Origin of the sequence: Sphingobium xenophagum NBRC 107872 (assembly GCF_000367345.1) — a bacterium.
GTDB lineage: Bacteria > Pseudomonadota > Alphaproteobacteria > Sphingomonadales > Sphingomonadaceae > Sphingobium > Sphingobium xenophagum.
This window is the reverse complement of sequence record NZ_BARE01000027.1, coordinates 93,039-107,837: the sequence shown is the minus strand read 5'-3', so window position 1 is coordinate 107,837 and position 14,799 is coordinate 93,039. Positions and strand designations below refer to the sequence as shown.

The 14,799-nt window shown below is 62.4% G+C and carries 16 protein-coding genes; 9 read left to right on the top strand and 7 right to left on the bottom strand.

From position 1 onward, the window contains the following. On the bottom strand, positions 1–1,087 hold a 1,087-nt coding region (locus tag SX1_RS13045), incomplete at its 3' end, for an aminomethyltransferase family protein (RefSeq protein WP_019053347.1). Between the two features lie 40 nt (positions 1,088–1,127). Further along, entirely contained in the window at positions 1,128–1,862 is a 735-nt protein-coding gene (locus SX1_RS13040; RefSeq protein WP_019053346.1) for an alpha/beta fold hydrolase, read from the bottom strand. A 116-nt stretch (positions 1,863–1,978) separates the two neighbouring features. Between SX1_RS13040 and SX1_RS22650 the strand changes: the two genes are divergently transcribed. The 4 genes from SX1_RS22650 to SX1_RS13020 are packed head-to-tail and all read left to right on the top strand — an operon-like array spanning position 1,979 to position 4,947. Then, the gene (locus SX1_RS22650; RefSeq protein ID WP_017181839.1) at positions 1,979–2,848 is read left to right on the top strand and encodes a methylenetetrahydrofolate reductase; all 870 of its coding nucleotides are present in this window, start codon (positions 1,979–1,981) and stop codon (positions 2,846–2,848) included. Positions 2,849–2,877: 29 nt separating this feature from the next. Further along, on the top strand, positions 2,878–3,732 hold the full coding sequence (purU, locus tag SX1_RS13030) for a formyltetrahydrofolate deformylase (RefSeq protein WP_017181840.1): 855 nt from the start codon (positions 2,878–2,880) through the stop codon (positions 3,730–3,732). Between the two features lie 2 nt (positions 3,733–3,734). Beyond that, positions 3,735–4,598 carry a bifunctional methylenetetrahydrofolate dehydrogenase/methenyltetrahydrofolate cyclohydrolase FolD gene (gene folD / locus SX1_RS13025; protein ID WP_019053345.1) on the top strand — a complete coding sequence of 288 codons (864 nt, stop codon included), beginning with the start codon at positions 3,735–3,737 and terminating at the stop codon, positions 4,596–4,598. Further along, positions 4,591–4,947 carry a dihydroneopterin aldolase gene (locus tag SX1_RS13020; protein ID WP_017181842.1) on the top strand — a complete coding sequence of 119 codons (357 nt, stop codon included), beginning with the start codon at positions 4,591–4,593 and terminating at the stop codon, positions 4,945–4,947. Before folD ends, SX1_RS13020 begins: the two co-directional genes overlap by 8 nt. Here SX1_RS13020 and SX1_RS13015 read toward each other — a convergent pair. Next, complete coding sequence (locus tag SX1_RS13015) at positions 4,944–6,263, bottom strand: MFS transporter (RefSeq protein ID WP_255209756.1); 1,320 nt, start codon at positions 6,261–6,263, stop codon at positions 4,944–4,946. The genes SX1_RS13020 and SX1_RS13015 overlap by 4 nt on opposite strands. A gap of 129 nt (positions 6,264–6,392) precedes the next feature. On the opposite strand from SX1_RS13015, the gene SX1_RS13010 reads away from it, so the two are divergent. Beyond that, positions 6,393–7,619, top strand: coding sequence for a multidrug effflux MFS transporter (locus tag SX1_RS13010; RefSeq protein WP_255209755.1), 1,227 nt, complete (start codon positions 6,393–6,395; stop codon positions 7,617–7,619). 5 nt (positions 7,620–7,624) lie between these two features. Here SX1_RS13010 and SX1_RS13005 read toward each other — a convergent pair whose 3' ends face one another. Both SX1_RS13005 and SX1_RS13000 read right to left on the bottom strand, forming a co-directional pair. After that, positions 7,625–8,194 carry a MarR family winged helix-turn-helix transcriptional regulator gene (locus tag SX1_RS13005; RefSeq protein WP_017181845.1) on the bottom strand — a complete coding sequence of 190 codons (570 nt, stop codon included), beginning with the start codon at positions 8,192–8,194 and terminating at the stop codon, positions 7,625–7,627. 42 nt (positions 8,195–8,236) lie between these two features. Beyond that, entirely contained in the window at positions 8,237–8,638 is a 402-nt protein-coding gene (locus SX1_RS13000; protein ID WP_019053342.1) for a nuclear transport factor 2 family protein, read from the bottom strand. A gap of 122 nt (positions 8,639–8,760) precedes the next feature. Here SX1_RS13000 and SX1_RS12995 point away from each other — a divergent pair, with 122 nt between their 5' ends. The 3 genes from SX1_RS12995 to SX1_RS12985 are packed head-to-tail and all read left to right on the top strand — an operon-like array spanning position 8,761 to position 10,427. After that, entirely contained in the window at positions 8,761–9,150 is a 390-nt protein-coding gene (locus tag SX1_RS12995; protein ID WP_019053341.1) for a nuclear transport factor 2 family protein, read from the top strand. Positions 9,151–9,161: 11 nt separating this feature from the next. Continuing rightward, positions 9,162–9,911, top strand: a complete 750-nt coding sequence (locus tag SX1_RS12990; RefSeq protein WP_019053340.1) for an SDR family NAD(P)-dependent oxidoreductase — start codon at positions 9,162–9,164, stop codon at positions 9,909–9,911. Positions 9,912–9,923: 12 nt separating this feature from the next. Continuing rightward, positions 9,924–10,427: a DUF3237 domain-containing protein gene (locus SX1_RS12985; protein WP_017181849.1), complete on the top strand. Its 504-nt coding sequence runs from the start codon at positions 9,924–9,926 to the stop codon at positions 10,425–10,427. Positions 10,428–10,522: 95 nt separating this feature from the next. Here the strand turns inward: SX1_RS12985 and SX1_RS12980 are convergent, their stop codons facing one another. Together SX1_RS12980 and SX1_RS12975 are read right to left on the bottom strand one after the other, a co-directional pair. Then, on the bottom strand, positions 10,523–12,652 hold the full coding sequence (locus SX1_RS12980; protein ID WP_174302237.1) for an acetate--CoA ligase family protein: 2,130 nt from the start codon (positions 12,650–12,652) through the stop codon (positions 10,523–10,525). Between the two features lie 125 nt (positions 12,653–12,777). Further along, complete coding sequence (locus SX1_RS12975) at positions 12,778–13,221, bottom strand: MarR family winged helix-turn-helix transcriptional regulator (RefSeq protein WP_017181851.1); 444 nt, start codon at positions 13,219–13,221, stop codon at positions 12,778–12,780. Between the two features lie 124 nt (positions 13,222–13,345). Between SX1_RS12975 and SX1_RS12970 the strand changes: the two genes are divergently transcribed. Next, positions 13,346–14,764 (top strand): aldehyde dehydrogenase family protein, encoded by a 1,419-nt coding sequence (locus SX1_RS12970; RefSeq protein ID WP_017181852.1) that lies wholly within the window; start codon positions 13,346–13,348, stop codon positions 14,762–14,764. Positions 14,765–14,799 lie beyond the last annotated feature (35 nt).

Sequence of the window (14,799 nt, the reverse complement as noted above, 5' to 3'; positions counted from 1 at the left end):
GCCGGAACTTGGCCTTGTCGCCGGTCTGGAGCATCGAGCTCATGACGCGGACAATATCTTCATTGTCCAGCGCCAGCGTCACCTTCTGGCGATGCGGCTTGTCCTTGATCTTTTCCAGCGCTTCGCGGCCGATGAAGTCATGGTCGAACTTGACCATGATGCCATAGCCCAGCTCCCACGGGTTGAGATAATAATCCTCGATATTGTCCGACACGAAGCTGCCGCCGAGCGAACACATGCCTTCATAGGATTTGGCGGGCAGCCATTCGCGGAACGCCTTGGAGCCTTCACCGGTATAGGTGGCGGGCAGCGGAGACGGGATCCAGCCCGATTCCAGCGTGTTCGAGGAATAGGTGCGGCCGCCGCAAAGGGTGAGGCCGTAATCCTTGCCTGCTTCGATCAGCGCATTGCGGACGGTGTCATAATCCTTCCAGGGACCAAACAGCTCGTAACCTGGCTGACCGGCCATGCCGTGGCGCAGCGCGCGCACTTCGACGCCCGCGATCATGATCGGCGCCATGTGGAAGAATTTGAGATCCGGCGGGGTCTGGCCCATCGCCTTTTCCAGCACGGGCATGGCGTTTGGCCCCTGCAGCTGGAAGCGATAGTTGCGACGGTAGCCCTGCTGGTCGAGCGGGCGGGCCGCAGTACGCTCGTCGCGTTCGACCTTTACGTCCCACTTGCCGGTCGAGGCCCAATATTCGACCCATTCGATCGAGGGAGCGCGGCCGACCAGCTCGAACTTTTCTTCTTCGAGATAGAAGAGAATGACGTCGCCGATGACATAGCCTTCGGGCGTGACTGGAGCGAACTGCTTGGCGCGGTTCGGCACGAAGCCCTTGAAGCTGTTGGGGGCGAGATAGGCCAGCATGTCGAACGCGCCGGGACCGGTGACGAGCAGGTCGACCATGTGGAAGCTCTGGTTGAACAGGACCGAGCTTTCCGCCCAGCTGCGCTGTTCATCGCGCCAGTTGCTATATTCGCCCGGAACGCCCGGATAGGCGTTCGGGCCGACCTGCTGGTTACGCAGGAATTCAACGATGTCGCCCTTTTCGTCGAGCAGTTGTTGCAGGGACTTGTCGGTCATTCAAACCTCTCCTTTGGGATGATGTGCAATGTGACGGAAATCATGGGGTCGGGGCGATGGCGAGCCATTCCCCGACCAATTGGTTGAAAACCTGCGGCGCTTCGGCGGGCATCATATGGCCTGCGCCTTCGACGATGCGCAGTTGCGCGCCGGGGATGGCAGCCACGATCGCTTCATGCTGGGCGACCGGGGACCACTGGTCCTGGCGACCGACCATGGCGACAGTCGGACACGCAATGGTCGGCAACAGCGCATCGACTGACGGACGATTGAGCAACGCCTCGATCTGCGCCTCGAACGTTGCAAGGCCAGCTGAGACCGCCATGGCGTAGAGACTGTCCATAAGCGGTTCGTTGCGAAGGCCAGCGAAGCCCATCATCGGCGGCAGCCAGTTCGCGACTAGCGCGGCCATGCCCTGTTCGCGGCCAAGATCGCGCAGCGCATAGCGCGCGTCGCGTTCGCCCGGCTTGGGGCCATGAACGCCAGTATCGACCAGCGCCAATCGCTCGACCCGGTCAGGCGCCTTGCGCATGACTTCCAATGCAATGCGCGCGCCCATGGAATGGCCAAGTAGCGAGACGCGCGCTGGCATACGAGCAAGCACATAATTTGCCATCGCCTCGATCCGGTCGCAGCCGGCATAAAAACCGTCAATCACCTGGGCTTCGGGGAAAGCCGACAGCAGTTCAGCAAACATGCGCGAATCGCACATCAGCCCCGGAAGGATGATGAGCGGTGCGGCTTTGCTGCCCCGATAGGATGATTTCGTATCCATGAAGTTTTCATCTATACGAATGTTTACGGATAGGCTAGGGGAAAAATGCGCCGGGGAGAGGCACGCCGCATCCGTTTTGCGGGCCGCCCCTGATCGAACGCTACCGGGAGAGAGACATGAGCCTGCCGTCGATCCATCCAAACTGGGATTTGCCGCCAAAGGGCATGACCGATGGCTATTCGCTGGAAATCACGGCGAAAGACATTGACGCTCTGCGCGAAGCAGCGCCTGCCATGGCCCCTGAAACCCCAGTCGCCGTGACCTTTCTGCCGGGCGAATCGCTGGAGGCGCGAATCGAGGCCGCACGGACGGTGCGGGCTCTGGGCTTTGAACCGATGCCACATTTTTCCGCGCGCAGGCTGGAGTCGGGCGACGATTTCGAGGCCTATCTGGCGGCAGTCGTGCGCGAAGCAGGCGTAACCCGCTGCTTCATCATCGCTGGCGATCCGCCTGAAGCCGCCGGTCCCTATTCAGACAGCATGTCGCTGATCCGTACCGGTGCGTTCGAGCGCGCCGGGATCAAGGCGATCGGCGTCGGGGGTCATCCTGAAGGCCATCCCAATATGACGCCTGACCAATGTTTCGACATATTGATCGCCAAATGCGCGGAAATCGAAGCGCGCGGCATGGCCCCACTGATCGTCACCCAGTTCAGTTTCGACGCAGCGCCAGTGCTGTCCTGGCTGGAAGAGTTGCGCGGGCGGGGCATAGATGCGCCGGTACGCGTAGGTATTCCTGGGCCTGCCGGCATCAAGACGTTGATGCGCTTTGCCGCACGGTGCGGCGTGGGGGCTTCGGCTTCGGTGCTGACCAAATATGGCATTTCGATCACCAAGCTGATCGGCACCGCGGGCCCAGACAAGCTGGTCGACGCCCTTGGCAAAGGGCTGGGAAGCCAGCATGGCAAGGTTCGGCTGCATTTCTATCCGTTCGGCGGCCTCGCCCGGACGGTCGAATGGATTAATAATTACACAAAAAGCCGCTAAGGGCGGCAAGACTTGAGCGGAGAAGCGATGTGACCGAGATTTGCACCCTGACCCTGCAATGCGACGACCGGCCAGGCCTGGTGGCCGATGTTGCCGGCTTTCTGGCGCAGCAGGGCGGCAATATTACCGACGCCCAGCAGTTTAACGACAAGCTGACCGACCGCTTTTTCATGCGGGTGGAGTTTGAAGCGGCCGACGACAGCGTGGACGGGTTGCGTACGGCCTTCACCAATGTGGCGCAGAAGCGCGGCATGGAATGGAGCCTGCGTCGCCGCAGCGAACGGCAGAAGGTTCTGCTGCTGGTCAGCAAGTTCGACCATTGCCTGGGCGATCTTCTGTATCGCTGGCGCATTGGCGAACTGGACATGGATGTCGTGGGCATCATCTGCAACCATCCGCGCGAAGCGCTGACCATATCGCTGATCGGAAATATCCCGTTCCATCATCTGCCGGTGACAAAGGACACAAAGGCGGAGCAGGAAGCGCAGATCAAGGCGATCGTCGAGGAAACCGGCGCGGACCTGATCGTGCTGGCACGCTACATGCAGATATTGAGCGATGATCTGGCGGGATTCGTGTCCGGCCGATGCATCAACATCCATCACAGCTTCCTGCCCGGTTTCAAGGGCGCCAAGCCCTATCATCAGGCGCATGAGCGTGGGGTCAAGATGATTGGTGCAACGGCGCATTATGTGACCGCGGACCTGGATGAAGGTCCGATCATCCATCAGGATGTCGAGGCGATCGGCCATGCCGATACGCCCGACGATCTGGTGCGCAAGGGCCGCGACATTGAACGGCGTGTGCTGGCAAGCGCAGTGCAGCATCATCTGCAAGGTCGGGTGTTCCTGAACGGCGCCCGCACCGTCGTATTCAAGGCCTGACCATGGCGCAGGTCATTGACGGGCGCGCGATGGCGCGCGCCCTCTCGGACGAAACCGCCGCACGGGTGGCGGCGCTGGTCGACCGGACCGGCCAGCCACCCGCGCTGGCGGTTGTGCTGGTCGGCGACGATCCGGCGAGCCATGTCTATGTGCGCCGCAAGATCAGCGAATGTCGCCGCGTGGGCATTACATCGATCGAACATCGATTGCCGGTCGATTGCCCGCAAACAGAGTTGCTGGCGCTGATCGACGCGCTGAACGCAGATGCCGGCGTCCATGGCATATTGATACAGCTGCCCTTGCCAGCCGGTATCGATGCGGCGCTGGTGCTGGACCGGATCGACCCGGCGAAGGATGTCGACGGATTTCACCCGGTCAATGTCGGACGCCTGTCCACCGGGACCGGGGGGCTGGTGCCTTGCACGCCGCTGGGGATCATGAAGCTGCTCGACAGCGTGATCGAAGATTATCGCGGTTTGAACGCGGTGGTCATCGGCAAGTCCAATATTGTCGGCAAGCCTGTCGCCATGCTGTTGCTGGAACGGGAGGCGACAGTCACCGTCACCCATATAGAAACGTTGAACCTGCCCGACATTGCACGCAAGGCCGATATCATCGTTGCCGCCGCTGGTGCGCCCAACCTGGTGCGCGGCTATTGGGTCCGCCCCGGCGCGATCGTGATCGACGTGGGGATCAACCGCATCACCAGAGATGACGGCAGCACGCAAATCGTGGGCGATTGTGCCACCCATGAACTCGACCATGCCAAGGCCGTGACCCCGGTACCGGGCGGCGTCGGACCCATGACTATCGCCTGCCTGCTCAGCAACACCGTGCTCGCAGCCGAAAAGAGCGAAGATGCCTGAGCCAATCTGCACCACCCGCGTCAAGGTGCGCGACCTGCCCTTGCTGGCCGATATCGGCATCAACCCTGACGAGATCGGCCGTCGCCAGCCGCTGGTAATCTCGGTCGACCTGCTGCTGTCCGCCGATCGGGTGGACGGGATCGGCGACACGGTCGATTATCGCAAGGTCGCGCAAGCGGCCGAGGATCTGGCCCTGGTCCACATTCCGCTGATCGAGACATTCGCGCAGAAGCTGGGCGAGCGCTGCCTGGAGTTTGCCTGCGTGGTCGAGGCGCAGATCAGGGTCGACAAACCCTTTGCGCTGACGCGGGGGCTGGCAGGCGTCGAGGTGACGGTGCAACGCGCCTAATTTTCGTCGGCAGGGCGAATCCGCGAGGCTAGCAGGACCAAAGCGGCGATGCCCGATCCCAGCGCCAGCAGCAGGGAAGTCGTCCCCCGCCCTGCCCCGGCCGCGAGCAACTGACCCGCTGCGAAGGGGCCAAAGGCAGCGCCAAAGCGCCCGAAGCCTATGACCGCGCCAGTGCCTGTCGCGCGCAGGGTGGTCGGATAGACATTGGCGATGAGCGCGTAGAGGCCAACCACCGACCCGTTGGACAGAAAGCCAAGGACGAAGGCCGCGCCCTGGAGCAGGACAAGTTCAGGTGGCACGGCGCCGAAGGCGGCGACCGCCACCGCTGCGCCCGCAAGACCAAAGATGACGAGCGGGCGCAGGCCGAGGCGGGGTGACAGCAGGCCCAGGACCAGCCCGCCGATCGCGCCGCCCGAATTCATGAATACCGACACGATCGTCGCACGCGACGGATCGAAACCCAGCGCCACCACCAGCGAGGGCGCCCAGCCAAGCGCATAATAGAAAGTCATCATGTGCAGGCCATACATGACGATCAAAGCGATCGTTACGACGCGATAGCGATCGGCAAACAGGGACCGCATGGAGGCTTTGGGTTCCTCAAGCGCGATCAATTGCGCGGCCTGCGGCTGGCCCAGGCGTCGCAGGATCGCGTTGATCCGCGCCAGTGCATTCGGACCACCGCGCGTCGCCAGCCAGCCGATCGATTCGGGAAGAAACGCCAGCACGAGCGGCACCATGGCCAGCGTCGCCACGCCGCCGAACAGGAAGATCGCTTCCCATCCGTGCGTCCGCAACAAATGCGCCGCACCCCAGCCGCCGATGATGCCACCGACCGGATAGCCTGCCGCCATGATGCTGACGGCGAGGTCGCGGCGGCGGCGATTGGCAAATTCCGCCGACATGGCGTTGATCGCCGCCAGCATCGCGCCCAACCCCAGGCCGGTGAGCACGCGCAGCAGGCCAAGCGACACCACGCCCGTGGCAAAGGCGGAGGCGAACATGCCGATCGTCATGATGCCAAGGCAGAGCAATATCTGGCGGCGGCGACCGATGCGATCGGCCAGTTGGCCCAGCGTCAGCGATCCGATGACCATGCCGACAAGTCCGGTCGACACGATGATGCCGATCGCCCCTGGCCCGACCGCCCAGTCCTTCGCAATGCCCGGCGCAGCGAAGGTAACGGCCAGCACATCGAAGCCGTCGAGCGCGTTCAGGAGAAAGCAGACAGTGACTGCGACAATCTGCCGCAGGCGCATCGGGCTGTCGGCCATGATGCTGCGCGGATCGTCCGCTGGCAGGGTGGCGATGGCCATATTCATTCTCTCCTGTCGCACCATGCGGCCCGTATGACGAATTTGTATGCTGATGACACAATTAGGCGATCCTGCACGCTTGCACCAGCCCCATGATGAATGTAACGATCGTTATTAAATGGGAAGAGGGTGCAGATACTTATGGGCGAGGCGAGCCGGACCACGGCCGGAGAAAGCGCACAGCCAAGCCTGTTGCTGGGGATCGGCTTTGGCCTTTTGTCATCGCTTGGCCCCCTGGCGATCGATCTCTATCTGCCCGCCATGCCCGGCATGGCGCGCGAAATGGCGGCGGATAGCGGTGCGGTGCAGCGGACCTTGTCTGCCTTTTTCCTGGGACTGGCGCTAGCGCAAATTCCCCTGGGCACGTTGGGGGACCGTTTCGGACGACGATGGCCGCTGATCGGCGGACTTATATTGTTCATCCTCGCGTCAACGGCCTGCGCGCTGGCTACAAGTCTGGAGCAGTTGATCGTCTTTCGCTTCTTGCAGGGGATGGGTGCGTGCGCGGGGACGTCGAGCGTGCGGGCCATGATACGCGACCGGCACAGCGGGCATCGCGCTGCGCAGTTGATGGCATTCACATTCCTGGTGATTGGCATATCCCCGGTGCTGGCTCCGCTTGCGGGGAGCTATTTGTTGCAGCTCACCAGCTGGCGCGGGTTGTTCGCCCTGCTAGCGGGCGGCGGCCTGATTGCCATATTGGCGGTGCTGCTGTTCCTGCGTGAAACGCTGCCACCGGAGCGGCGGCAGGCGCGCCAGTCGATGCTTCGAACCTATGGGGATTTGCTGGCGACGCCTGCCTTTGTTGGCTGGACCCTGGTCGCCGGGCTGGCGACGACCATACCCTTCGCCTTCGTAACGGCCGCCCCTTTCATATTCAGCCTTGGCTTTGCCCTGAGCGCGCATGAATATAGCCTGTTGCTGGCCCTCAACGCCGGCACATCGATCATCGCGACGCAATTTGCGCCGGGCCTGATGAAGCGTTTGGGCGCAAGGCGACTTGTGCTGACCATAGCGACGATTGCCCTTGTCGCCACGGCGGCGATTGCGCTGGCGGCGATGAAACAGCCCGTCGCGCTGCCGCTTTTCCAGCTCTATTCCATGTTGCTATTTGCGATAGCGGGCCTGATCCTCACGCCAGCTGCGATTTCGGCGCTGGATGCGGCAGCGGGTGGCGCGGGCGCGGCGGCAGGCCTGCTAGGCACGCTGCAACTGGCGATCACGGCGCTGGCCAGTGGCGTCGTGTCGCTGCTGCCATCCCTTTCCATATTGCCGCTCGTCAGCGTGCTGGGCGGCGCCTTCGCCATCATGTGGGTGACGGCTGGGTTGATCGGTCCGCGACAGGCGCGGGCCTGATCAATCTAAAGGTCCGCCTCGTCCGGGCGGGTGGATTCAAGGAACCGGCTATTGCCAGCCTCGTCTTTCGCTTCGAGTGTCTCGACCAGCGTGTCGAGGAAATGATTGAGCGTATCGACCTGCGCCGCTTCCAAGCCGGACACCAGATAGTCTGCAACCTTGTCGGTCTGCGGGCGCATCAGCCCATAGAGGCGCTGTCCTTCTTCGGTCAGCACCAGCGTCTTGCGCCGCTTGTTGCTGGCGTCACGCTCCACGGTGATACGGCCATGCTTTTGCAAGGCGGCGACCGCACGCGAGACGCTCATCGGGTTCACCCCGGTCATTTCCGCCAGTTCATGGCTGGCCGAATCAGGGAAGCGCCCGATCAGCATCAGCAGCCGAAATTCATTGAGGCTGATCTTGTAGCGATGCTCCAGATATGTGGAGAAGGGCGCCATCAATTTGTTGGCCAGCCGCAATATCCGATGCAACGTATCGGATTGGCTGACTTCGTCAGCTCGTGACCGGGGCGACTTGCGCGATGCGGTCGGGCTTTTGGGCGCAGGACTGTTCGACATGACTTTCCGATAGGACATTTGCCGGGCCTCAAGTCAAGCCGGGCATGGGAGAAGGCGCGCTCAGGCGGCAGGAACGATCGCGCAGCCGACGCTGGTGAAGTGGTCATTGGCGACGTGATAATGGATATATTGGCGCATCTCCTGCACCTCGCCTTTGCGGATCGGGGCAAATTGATCCAACCCCTGTTCGCGCAAAGCCTCAGCGGTCAGGTCACGGATCCCTTCAACCCGGATGATCCCTTCCAGCGCGACCAGATTTTCGCTGGCAGCGAAGCGTTCGATCGTCAGCGTTTCGATCACATGGGCGTGGAGGAAGCTGTAGAAGCGCTTGAATGCTTCGCGCGTGCCCAAGTCTACGCCGAAGAACTGGATTTTCGCGTCGGGTGCGTAAAAATCGAACACCGTGTCATAATCGCGATGGTTGAAGGCGTGCGCGTAACGCTCATAATCGGCGCGGTTCATATCGGCCTCTCCATTTTTCGGGACTGCGATTTTTCGCCTGCCCGCTTGCCATATTAATAACGATCGTTATCGTAACGGCAAAGGGCGATCAAACGCCAGCGAAAAGATGGGATGAGGATGATATGGCCCGCACAGAGCAGGAAGAGCGCAATCTCAAACTCGTCATGGCGATGTTCGACCATGTGCTCAAACCCATGGATGCCGACGCGGTCGACCGCTATCTGGCCCCTGATTATATCCAGCACAACCAATGGGTCGATACCGGGACTGAGCCGCTCAAAGCGTTTTTGCGGCAGGTGCGCGGAGAAAATCCCGACGCGGTCCACGACATCAAGCGATGCTTTGTCGAGGACGATCATGTGATCGTCCATTATCATGTCCGGCGACGGCCGGATGATCCTGGTTTTGCCGTGATCGACATTTTCCGCGTCGAAAACGGGCTGATCGCCGAGCATTGGGATGTGGTGCAGGATGTGCCGACAGACAGCCCCAACCCCAATTCCCCCTTTTGACGGAGCGCGAGATGCGGTTCAGCGACAAGATCATACTGGTTGTCGGCGGCAATAGCGGCATCGGTCTGGCAAGCGCCCAGGCCTTTGCCGCCGAGGGCGCGATCGTGCGGATAAGCGGACGCGATCAGGCGACGATCGACGCGGCGGTGGCAACCATCCCCGGCGCAAAAGGCTATCGCGCGGACATTGCCGATCCGGACGCGATGGACGCGATGATGGCCGACATCGCGGCACAGGACGGGCGGATCGATACATTGTTCGTGAATGCCGGCGTCGGCGGCTTTGCCCGCTTGCGCGATATGGCACCAGCAGACTGGGATCATGTCCATGGCGTCAATCTGCGCGGCTGCGTGTTTGCCATCCAGAAGGCGTTGGGACTGATGCGCCGGGGCGGATCGATCGTCGCGACCGGATCGATCGGGGGCCATGCGTTCGTACCGGGCAATACGGCCTATGCGGCGGCCAAGGGCGGGCTTTATGCAGCGATGAAGGTGATTGCCGGCGAGTTGGTAAGCGAGGGTATCCGCGTCAATCTGGTCAGTCCCGGTCCCATCGAAACGCCCCTGCTCCACCGCAATCCGGGGATGAGCGAGGCCGATGTGGCAGCGATGCGCGAGGCCATGATCAATGCCGTACCAATGAAGCGGATGGGCCGACCGGAGGAAGTCGCCCGCGCGGTGCTGTTCCTGGCGTCGGACGAGGCGAGCTTTATCACCGCGGCTAACCTTTTCGTCGATGGCGGTACGCTTGAACTGGGATGATGGAGAATTGGGATGACGGATATGTTTTCGACGCTGGATAATCCGCGACTGGAATTTGCGATGGAGGTACGGCTGCAATTTCCGCGGGTGCAGACGATCGTGAATACGCCGATGGGCGGCAATCGCAGCGCCGTCTATGTCGATGGCGGCACGTTCGAGGGGCCAAGGATCAGGGGCAAGGCCGTTCCGGGATCGGGCGGCGATTATGCCTATTTCCGGCCTGACGATGTCGCGGTGTTCGATGCACGCTATATGCTGGAGGAGGAGGACGGCACGCTGATCCTGCTCAATAATCGCGGCTTCCTGTGGGGGCGCAAGCCCGATACGATGACGAAATTGCGGGACTGGGCCTTTGGCGAGGGGCAACCTGTCGAGCAGCAGGACTATTATCTGCGCGGCAATCCGACTTTCGAATGTCCTGTCGGCAAGCATGACTGGCTGACCAAACATGTGTTCATAGGCGTTGGTGAACGGCGGGCCGATGGCAATGTGTTGCGCTATTATGCGCTGACATAAATGCAGCGTCACCCGTTCGCTGCGAGCGAAGTCGAGAGGCGTTCAGGGCACTGCCCGGCGTTTTTCGGCTTCGCTCGGGGCGAACGGAGGCAGGGTCAGAGCGAGATCAGAGCGTCCAGCGCCAACGCGCCCTGTCCTTCGGGATAGACAATGACGGGGTTGAGATCGACCTCGCGAATGGCAGGCGTGGCGGCGACCATGCGGCCCAAGCGCTGGACGACGTCGGCGACAGCGCCGATGTCCATGACCGGCGCACCGCGAAAGCCGTCGAGCAAGGGCGCCATGCGTAGCGTGCGGATGCGGGCGATGATGGCGTCGCGCGGCAGGTCAGGCGGAAGCAGGCAGACGTCATGCAGCAATTCCGCCGCGACGCCACCAAAACCGACCAGGACGGTCGCGCCCCAGTGCGGATCGTTCCGCGCACCGACAATGAGTTCGACACCCTTGTCGGCCATCCCCTCCACCAGCACGCCGTCGAGCACGAGATCGGGGCGGGACGCTGCGATATTGGCGGCTAGCCTGTCCCAGCCTTCGGCCAGTTCGTCGCGATTTTTAAGGTCGACGATAACGCCGCCCGCGTCGCTCTTGTGCGGCAGGTCTGGCGACTGCGCCTTTAGAACGACAGGATAGCCCAGCGTCTCGGCAGCAGCGATCGCATCTTCCACGCTCTGCGCCATGGCGAAGCGAGGGAAGGCGATACCATGTTCCGCCATGATCGCCTTGGATCGATATTCCGGGATAGAATGGCCGACCTGCGCCAGATCGGCAACCGGAGCGGCGTCCAGCGGGGCCGCCGTGAAATCGCGCGCAGCAGCGGCGCTGATCCGGGCGAGCGCGCGCACGGCGCGTTCGGCAGTCGGCAGATAGGTGACGCCTGCCTGACGGAGAGCGGAAAGATCGTCCGCAAACACTGCGCCGCCTTCATCAACGCCGCCGACTATGATGGGCTTGTCTGGCCGGAGGGTGGCGAGCGCATTCAGCACGGCGGTGAATTTGACATGGGATGTGCCGGTGTCGGTCTGGATCAGGGTCAAAAGGATTGTGGCGATACGCTGATCTTCGACCAGAGCGGCAAGCGTGCGACCGTAAAGGCCCGGATCGACCAGCCCCTGCGCCGTGACATCGAGCGGATTGGTGACGGGAACGAAATCGGGCAGCGCCGCGCGCAGCGCCGGGCTGTCGGCGTCGGTCAGCGTCGGCAGGTCAAGCACGACCGCTTCGGAGAGGTCCAGCATCATCGCCTTGAATGCGCCCGATTCAGCGATGATGCCGGTGCCGCCCGCGCCGATTGCCGCATTGCGCGCCAGCATTTCAGCCACGTCGCCCAATTCTTCCAGCGAGTCGACCAGGATGACGCCCGCCCGTTCGACATGGACCGCCATGACGGCATGATCGCCCGCCATCGCGCCCGTATGCGTGGCAGCGCTGGCCGCGCCCGCCGCGCTGCGGCCTGGGTGGAGCAGCACCACCTGCTTGCCGGCCAGCCTTGCCGCGCGGGCGGCGGCAAGGAAACGGGCGGGATCGCGGACATGTTCGGCGATCATCGCGATCACCGCGGTTTCGGGCTCGTCTACCAGATGGGCAAGATAATCCTCGATCCCACTGGCCGCTTCATTGCCGGTGGAGATGTAGCAGCTGAGCGGCACGTCGCGATGAATCATCGTCGTCGCCAGCACAGCCGCCATGGCGCCCGATTGCGAAACGATGCCCACCCGGCGGTCACCCTGGGCCGTCGCCTCCGGCATTTCGATGAAGGTCAGCGAAACATTGTCGCGGAAGTTGACGAGGCCGAGGCAATTGGGCCCTTCCACCACCATACCGGCTTCGCGGGCGATGCGCGCGATTTCCTGCTGGTCGGCGAGACCTTGCGGGCCATCCTCGGCAAAGCCGGCGGAAAAGATCACGGCCGCGCCGACATGGCGACGGGCAAGGCCGCGCATCGTGTCGAGCACGCCCGCGCGCGGGATGGCAAGAACAGCGGCATCGACACCTTCGGGCAGATCATCAACCGATGCGACGCAGGGGCGGCCGCCGATTTCCGCACGCTTGGGATTGACCAGATGGATGTCGCCAGCAAAGCCCTGCCGCACCAGATTGGCCAGCACCGACGCACCCAGAGCGCCCGGCTTGTCCGACGCACCCACGATCGCGACGGACCGTGGCCGCAGCAACCGGTCGAGCGAGGGGGCCGCCATGGATAGTGTCGGCCGGTCGAGGTCGATCATGTCGGTCAAGCGTGTCTCTCCCCAGAAATTCTTCAGTAGAAGCGGCTCGAATCAACCGCTGTTTCGCGCCAACATTGTGCGCCTGTGATACAATTTACGCAACCGCTTTTGCGTCACCTTGGCCGTCAGTCAGCGCTGGCGGCGCGCGGCACTGGGCCAAGCTTGCGCAGCAAGGCACTGAGCGTGCGGACTTCCTCGGCGCTCAGCCGGGCCGTCATCCGCGCGTCGGATACGCGCAGCGCATCGACCATGACCGGCACTTTCGCTTCCCCTTCGGCCGTCAACCACAGCGCGTTGGTACGCAAGTCGCGACCCGGCCGCCGTTCGACAAGCCCGCGTTCCGCCAATATGTTGACCAGCTTCATCGCGCTCGACCGGTTGATGCTGAGTGCCCGACCCAGGGCAGTCTGGTCGCAGCCGGGATTGTCGCGGATCAGGATGAGCGCCGTCAGCTTGGCGGGCGAGAGGTCGTGCGCCGCCATGGCGGCGCGCGCATCCGTATCAATCAAGAGATGCGCACGCTGGACCTGATAACCAACCAGTCCACGAAGATCCGCCCCCTGTTTCATCGTTGCCTTTACCCTCTTGCCAAAATTGTATCACAGGCGCACAAATACATGCTACAGGCTCGCATCGCACAAAGCGATAGGCAAAGCCGATCGAAATCAGGACTTGCATTCAAGGAGAGCGACAATGGATCATGAATACCGCCTGTTGATCGATGGTGAACTTGTGCCGGGCGTCAGCGCCTTCGACGTGGTGAACCCGGCGACCGGCGCGGCCTTTGCTTCCGCGCCCAAGGCCGACGAGGCGATGCTGGAGCGCGCCGTCGCCGCCGCGAAACGCGCCCAGCCTGCATGGTCGGCGCTGCCGGTCGATGAACGGGCCGCGCTGGTCAACAAGCTGGCCGACACACTGGAAGCGCGAATCGGTGAGTTTGCAAGCCTGCTGACCGCTGAACAGGGCAAGCCACTCGATCAGGCTGGCTATGAGATCATGGGCAGCGTGTTCACGCTGCGCGGATTTGCCGCGATGCGGATCGAACCCAAGGTGCTGAAGGACGAAGGTGGCAACCGCGTTGTCGAACATCGCACGCCGCTGGGCGTCGTTGCGTCGATCACGCCATGGAATTTCCCGGTAATTCTGCTGATGAACAAGCTGGGGCCAGCATTGATGACCGGCAACACGATGATCGCCAAGCCTGCGCCGACGACGCCGCTCACCACACTGCTGTTCGGCGAACTGGCGCAGGCCATCCTGCCGCCCGGCGTGTTCAACATCGTGTGCGACCAGAATGAGCTGGGCGCGCTGATCACCGGGCATCCCGACATTGCCAAGGTCGCTTTCACCGGATCGACCGCGACCGGCAAGAAGGTGATGGCGTCCTCGGCCAGCACGGTGAAGCGGGTTACGCTGGAACTGGGCGGCAATGATGCCGCGATCGTGATGGACGATGTCGACGCCAAGCAGGCGGCGAAGAAAGTCTATCAGGGCGCGATGACCAATGCTGGCCAGATCTGCGTCGCCATCAAGCGCGCCTATGTCCCCACCCCGATGTATGACGAATTTTGCGATGAGTTGGCCCGGCTTGCCAATGAAGCGATCGTCGATGACGGGGCCAAGCAGGGCACGACGATCGGTCCGGTGCAGAACAAGATGCAGTTCGACAAGGTCAATGCCTTGATCGAGGATGCGCGTTCGCGTGGCACGGTGATGACCGGCGGCGCGCCGCTCGACCGGGCAGGCTATTTCATTCCCCCCACGATCGTTCGCGATCTGGACGATGATGCGCCCCTGGTGCGCGAAGAACAGTTCGGTCCGGTGCTGCCGGTGCTGAAATATGACGATATTGAGGATGTGATCGCCCGCGCCAATGACAGCGAATATGGGCTGGGCGGCACGGTGTGGGGCAAGGATCTGGCCCGCGCCACGGATGTCGCGATGAAGATCGACACAGGCACCGTCTGGGTGAACCAGCATCTGGCGATCGATGCCAATATTCCGTTCCGGGGCGTGAAACAGTCCGGGCTGGGCGCGGAACTGGGCGAGGCGGGGCTGCTGGAATATACCCAGGCGCATATCGTCAATTCAGTGGAATTTGCCGACGCCTGATCATTATCCCGACGGGTCGTAAAAAGGGCCGGAGA